At 58.2% G+C, this 5,271-nt stretch carries 4 protein-coding genes; all 4 read right to left on the minus strand.

Features of this window, described 5'->3' with window-relative positions:
- Positions 1-1,047 precede the first annotated feature (1,047 nt).
- The 4 genes from mutM to WA354_RS22570 all read right to left on the minus strand — a co-directional run bounded on the left by mutM (position 1,048) and on the right by WA354_RS22570 (position 4,859).
- Positions 1,048-1,911 (minus strand): bifunctional DNA-formamidopyrimidine glycosylase/DNA-(apurinic or apyrimidinic site) lyase, encoded by an 864-nt coding sequence (gene mutM, locus WA354_RS22555; protein ID WP_472815275.1) that lies wholly within the window; start codon positions 1,909-1,911, stop codon positions 1,048-1,050.
- A 167-nt stretch (positions 1,912-2,078) separates the two neighbouring features.
- Positions 2,079-2,567, minus strand: coding sequence for a nuclear transport factor 2 family protein (locus WA354_RS22560; RefSeq protein WP_472815276.1), 489 nt, complete (start codon positions 2,565-2,567; stop codon positions 2,079-2,081).
- 638 nt (positions 2,568-3,205) lie between these two features.
- Positions 3,206-3,493 carry a putative quinol monooxygenase gene (locus tag WA354_RS22565; RefSeq protein WP_472815277.1) on the minus strand — a complete coding sequence of 96 codons (288 nt, stop codon included), beginning with the start codon at positions 3,491-3,493 and terminating at the stop codon, positions 3,206-3,208.
- Between the two features lie 49 nt (positions 3,494-3,542).
- On the minus strand, positions 3,543-4,859 hold the full coding sequence (locus WA354_RS22570) for an adenylosuccinate synthase (RefSeq protein WP_472815278.1): 1,317 nt from the start codon (positions 4,857-4,859) through the stop codon (positions 3,543-3,545).
- Between the last annotated feature and the right edge of the window lie 412 nt (positions 4,860-5,271).

A 5,271-nucleotide genomic window follows, 5' to 3' on the forward strand; every position in this document is an offset into this window, starting at 1 on the left:
GTCATGCGTGCACTTCCTGGCACATTGCTGTGAGTTGCATTAATTCACTTGCTTCAGCTCTTCCATTTACGGGGCTGCTGAGTTTCCCGCTCTCTGCTGCGTCCCGTTGAAGGAACGATTCCGCAGAGTTCAAATGTCCGCTTGTCGATGCAGTCGCGCAATGTGTCGAAGGAACTGTGTTCTCGAACGCAATCTACCACGACATTTGCGTACCCGCGACGCGTTAACAGTGGGTGTACCTTTCCTGCCCGGTCGGTCGCGGCATTCTGGTCTGCTCCCTCGACAATTGCTTGTCGCCAGGATCCCCGCGGAGAATGTCCGCTACTTCTTCGATGCGACTTCAGGGCCAAACATCTAATCAAAACGCTCAAGCCTTCTGTCCGACTCACCTGCAACAGCATTCTCCGGTTGTCTGGATCGGTACGATTCGGCCAGCGTTTCCTGGGGTGATGCCTGTCCTATAGGATCCCTCGCTGCTTCCGCCTGATTAGCCGGTCCCGGTTGCGAAGTATCTTTTGTCAGCGGCGAGCCGGTTCAACCCTTGATGCAGGTGATTCGCTTCAGCCGCTTGATAGGCAAGTTCGATAGTACAGGCTCCCGAACAGCAGTGCAAGTAGCGCCCCTGCAACTTCTCTGGTACAGCCGTAACCGCGCAGAACTCTGGGTGCCGGGGTTCGCCCAGGTGACTTCTCAGGCTGATGCACAAAACGCCACTCCTTCGAGTGGCGTTTTGTGTCCCTGCGCTGGTCACTGGCCTCCCAGCAAATTATGGGCGGTGGTTATATCCACCGCGCCTTCTACAGGCTCTCCCGGCCGGTCTGCCGTTCATTGACGGCTGCTCTTGCCGAGCGTCTGCTGTTTTTTGCGGGCTCGCCGGAATCTTCCAGCAGCCGGTACATCACTGGCACCCTGCTAAGTAGCAATCGGAGTGCCGTTCGGGACATTGTTTGATTTCAAGCAGTTGCATTGTCGACGATCGGGAAACCGTTTTGATTCTGGTAAAACTGAGCTGTCTCACTTCAAAAAATAATAGATTCGGCCCGGGCTTCATCGCTGACAATGCGCGCAGTAATGCGTGCTCCGTCCCGCCACTACGATGCGTTTGATCGCGTTTCCACACTTGCGGCAAGGTTTTCCTGTGCGCTGATACACGCAGTGTTCCAGTTGGAAAAACCCCCGCACACCTTCGGCATCCACATAGTCTGATACTGACGATCCACCCGCACGGATCGCCTGCTCGAGAACCTTGCGTAACGCTCCCCGCAGTTTTTCCAGCTCCGCGCGCGTCAGCTGCCCCGATCTGCGCCGCGGACGAATTCCCGCATGAAACAGGCTCTCGTCGGCATAGATGTTTCCCACGCCCGCCAGAAGAGTCTGGTTCAGCAACGCGGCCTTGATAGCCAGCTTTCGCCCGTGAAACAGATGCGCAAACGGTTCCGCGTCGATGGTAAGCGGTTCAGCTCCCGGGCCAGCGAAACCAGACCCCTTGCGCAGGTCGCGAAACTCCAGCCGTCCGAATCTCCGGGGATCTACAAAACGCAACTCACGTCCGCTCGCAAGCGTCAGGCGCGCGTGCGTGTGTTTTGCCACAGGAGCATCCGGCGTCGTCACCAGCAAGCGCCCGGTCATGCCCAGGTGCACAATCCACTGCGCGGCAATTTCGTCTGGTTTTTCAGGCGAGCTTTTTGCGCCGGCGCGATCGCCAGACGTTCCGCCCAGTTCCAGCACGATGTGCTTGCCGGTGCGATGGACGGCAACGATTGGCCGCTCGCGTAATCCCGCGGCTTGTCTGGCCGGCGGTGTCTTGAAGGGTTCACGATGCGAGCCAAACCATACTTCAACTATCCGGTCGCCGCGCACACGCGCATTCACGCCCCGCGCAATTGTCTCCACTTCGGGCAGTTCAGGCATCGGCTCAATTCTAGAGCCTGCAAATAGCTGACAAACCGCGCATGCGGCAAAAACAACTTCCGAAGAGAACACCGGGAACAGCGCGGTGAAGCGAAGTGAAATCCATGGGATTGCATCCACACCGCAGCCAATCGCCCTGTAGCGTCGGCGCGAATCTTCAATGAAGATCAGTGATGTCTGCCGGGATCAGTAATCTTGCTGGCTTCGAAGCTCACGATGTGCCACGCGCCGTGCGTGTCTCTAACGTACACACGCGTGTAGCGGTAGCTGCCGGATACATTGCCTTCCGGTCCCGTGGCGGCCACTTCGGCACGCGAGGTGACCAGCGCCGTAGTTCCATACAAGCGAATCTTGAGGTCGCTCAAGTCGATCGACTTGAAATGAACCGCGCCCGAGCGAAGGTTAGCGAGCGCCTGTTCCTTCGACTGCAGGATGCCGGTGGGGGTAATGGCCATGTAGTCATCGGCGAGCAGCGAATCCATCGCCGCAATGTTTCCCTTCAACACCGCATTGCGCCAGGAGTCTTCCAGGTGCTCGATCTCGTGCCGCGTCTCATGCCGCTCCGCGCGTGGCATGGCATGCAGCGATGCAACGGCAGCAAGCATCACCAAAGCGGCGATGCTCGTCGCGAAACAGCGATTCTTGCCCGCAGGCAAGCTTGCCTTCCGCATTCCCATAGGCGTAACGGATAGTATCCTCGGACTGGAGCGCGGGTCAATGGGCGGCATCACAAACGCCATTGTGCGAACACCCTTTCGGTCATTAGATGCTGTGACTAAAGGGATCCCCGAGCCACAATATTTTGATTTTGCGAAACCCCGGCCGTTACGCCGCCCGCATCAGAATCTGTCCTGAGACACTTGGGAGGCTTAGTTCGCCCGCGAACGCACTTCCGGATTGTCAGGAAGTGCGCCCAACTCTTGCAGGAGGACCCTGTATAGTTGCCCAACCGTGAATGGGTTTTCCTCTGAAAATGATCCCCCGAGGGGGGTCTGAATCACTGGAGAGTCATCGCGATCCTCTCTGAGAATCGAGCAATCGCTCTCAATTCGGTCGTAAGGCTCCGATTTGAACTCTATTCCGTAATGACCTTCAATCGCCTTCAGGAGTTTGGCCCCGTCACTTCCAGAAATGCCGAGGTCGCGACAAACCTTCGTGTCGGGATCAATGCGCAATTCCCGCTTCAATCGGGCTGAATCGCGAATTACGTTCGCCAAATCCTCAAAGGAAGGAAATTTCACCGTGCGCCTCTGGCCTGCGGCAACTCTCCAGCCGTTTCGCTCCCGACGAATCGTTACGCCAGAGCTGCCAGGTCTTCGCGGCTGCGCTCAAGCATCTTCTGGTAGAGCCCGGCGACGGCGTACTTCTTGAAGTGCGGAGACTGTCGGTGTGCCTCTTCGGCTTTCTGGTCCTGGTACTGTTCGTAGATCAACACGGTGCACGGATCGCCCTGCACCCAGTGAGGAATGTAGCTTACGCATCCCGGCTCCTGGCGCGATGCCGCGGTGAGCTCATGCAGAATATCGGCAATCTCCGCCCGATCTTCCTGGGCAAACCTCATCCGGACAGTAAAGCTGATCATGGGGAGCACTTCCTTAAACCAAGGTAAATCCCTCGGCGGTCAATCCAGTCTATGCGTGAATCTCATCGAGTGCTGCTGCAAATTCCGGCAACACCATCGTCTGTTCACGGTCGGGGCCCGTGGATACCATCCCGATCTTCGCGCCGCTCTCGCGCTCCTGAAAACGGAGATACTCCTGCGCGGCTTTCGGCAGCTTATCAAATTCGGTGATGCCTTCAGTGGATGAGCGCCAGCCCTTCAGTGTTGTATACACCGGCTTGATGCGCTCCAGTCCCTGCACGTCGGCGGGAATTTCGTCGCTGACCTTGCCATCCACTTCGTAGCCGATACAGATGGGGATCTCCTCGAGTTCGTCGAGCACATCCATCTTTGTCACCACCAGCCACTCCGCGCCGTTCACCTGGTTGGAGTAGCGCAGCAGCGGGATGTCGAGCCATCCGCAGCGGCGCGGCCGGCCTGTTACGGCACCGTATTCATTGCCGCGCGCGCGCAGCTGGTCTCCAACAGCGTCATGGATTTCTGTGGGGAACGGACCTTCGCCGACGCGCGTCACGTATGCCTTGGTCACCGAGATCACGGTGCCGATTGCCGTCGGTCCAACTCCGGTGCCTGTGGCTGCGCCGCCCGCCGTTGCGGAAGACGACGTTACAAATGGATAGGTACCGTGATCGATATCGAGCATCGTGCCCTGCGCGCCTTCGAACATCACCGAGCCGCCGCTGGCGATGACCTGGTGGAGCAACCGGCCCGTGTCCGCCACAAACGGACGCACTTCTTCTGCAGCGGCTGCGTATTCCTCGTACATCTTTTCCGGATCGAGCGGATCGGTGCCGAACAGTGCATGGGCGATCGCATTCTTCTCACCGCAGGCTGCCTCAATGTGCGTTTTCAGGAGCGATGTGTTCAGCAGGTCCACGATGCGCAAGCCGCTGCGAGCCATCTTGTCTTCATAGGCGGGGCCAATGCCGCGGCTGGTTGTCCCGATGCGCTTGCGCCCCGGCGCGCTTTCCGCTGCCAGCTCGATCATGCGATGGTAGGGCAGAATCACCTGCGCACGATTCGAAACAAAAAGCCGGTCATCAACCTCGATGCCGAGACCACGCAACTTGGCAACTTCTTTGAGGAAAGCGATGGGGTCAAGAACCACGCCGTTGCCGATGACGCCTTTGCATCCCGGACGCAGCACGCCGCAGGGAATGAGCTGGAGCACGAACTTCTGGCCGCCGTGGATAACCGTGTGTCCGGCGTTGTGCCCGCCCGCATAGCGCGCCACGGCACTGAAGCGCTCGCTCAGTACGTCAACAATTTTGCCTTTACCCTCGTCGCCCCACTGGGCGCCCAGCACTACCGCCGTCTTCGCTCGCATCCCTGCCCACTTCCTCAAAAAGTCGCACACATCTGCCCGCCGCAGACTACGCTGCGCGGGCGAAAAAGGTGGCGCAATTGCCTTGGCGCCACGAACGATTCTAAACCCTGCGTTCCAGCGAATCTGTGAGGAGCACAGTGGACCGTCCGGGGCTCACTTTGCGTCACGGGTTGTAAGTTCCACGCAACCGGATCTGAGAAAAGGGCAATCGATCAACCGATGTCAATCCCTGTTCGCCGCCTGGCCCCGCTAAACCCCACAGCCTAAAGGCCAAAAACTTGTGGCAACATTGCAGGTAAAATCCTCACGCCGGAGCATAATCAAACAGCAAGCCAGGATAGGGAGCAATTTCGTGCATATCCCAAACACAAAGACTGCGAGAGGTTCTGCACGATTTTGCATGGAGGAAGGC

It is taken from the genome of Occallatibacter sp., assembly GCF_049802275.1.
In the GTDB taxonomy this organism is placed as follows: domain Bacteria; phylum Acidobacteriota; class Terriglobia; order Terriglobales; family Acidobacteriaceae; genus Telmatobacter.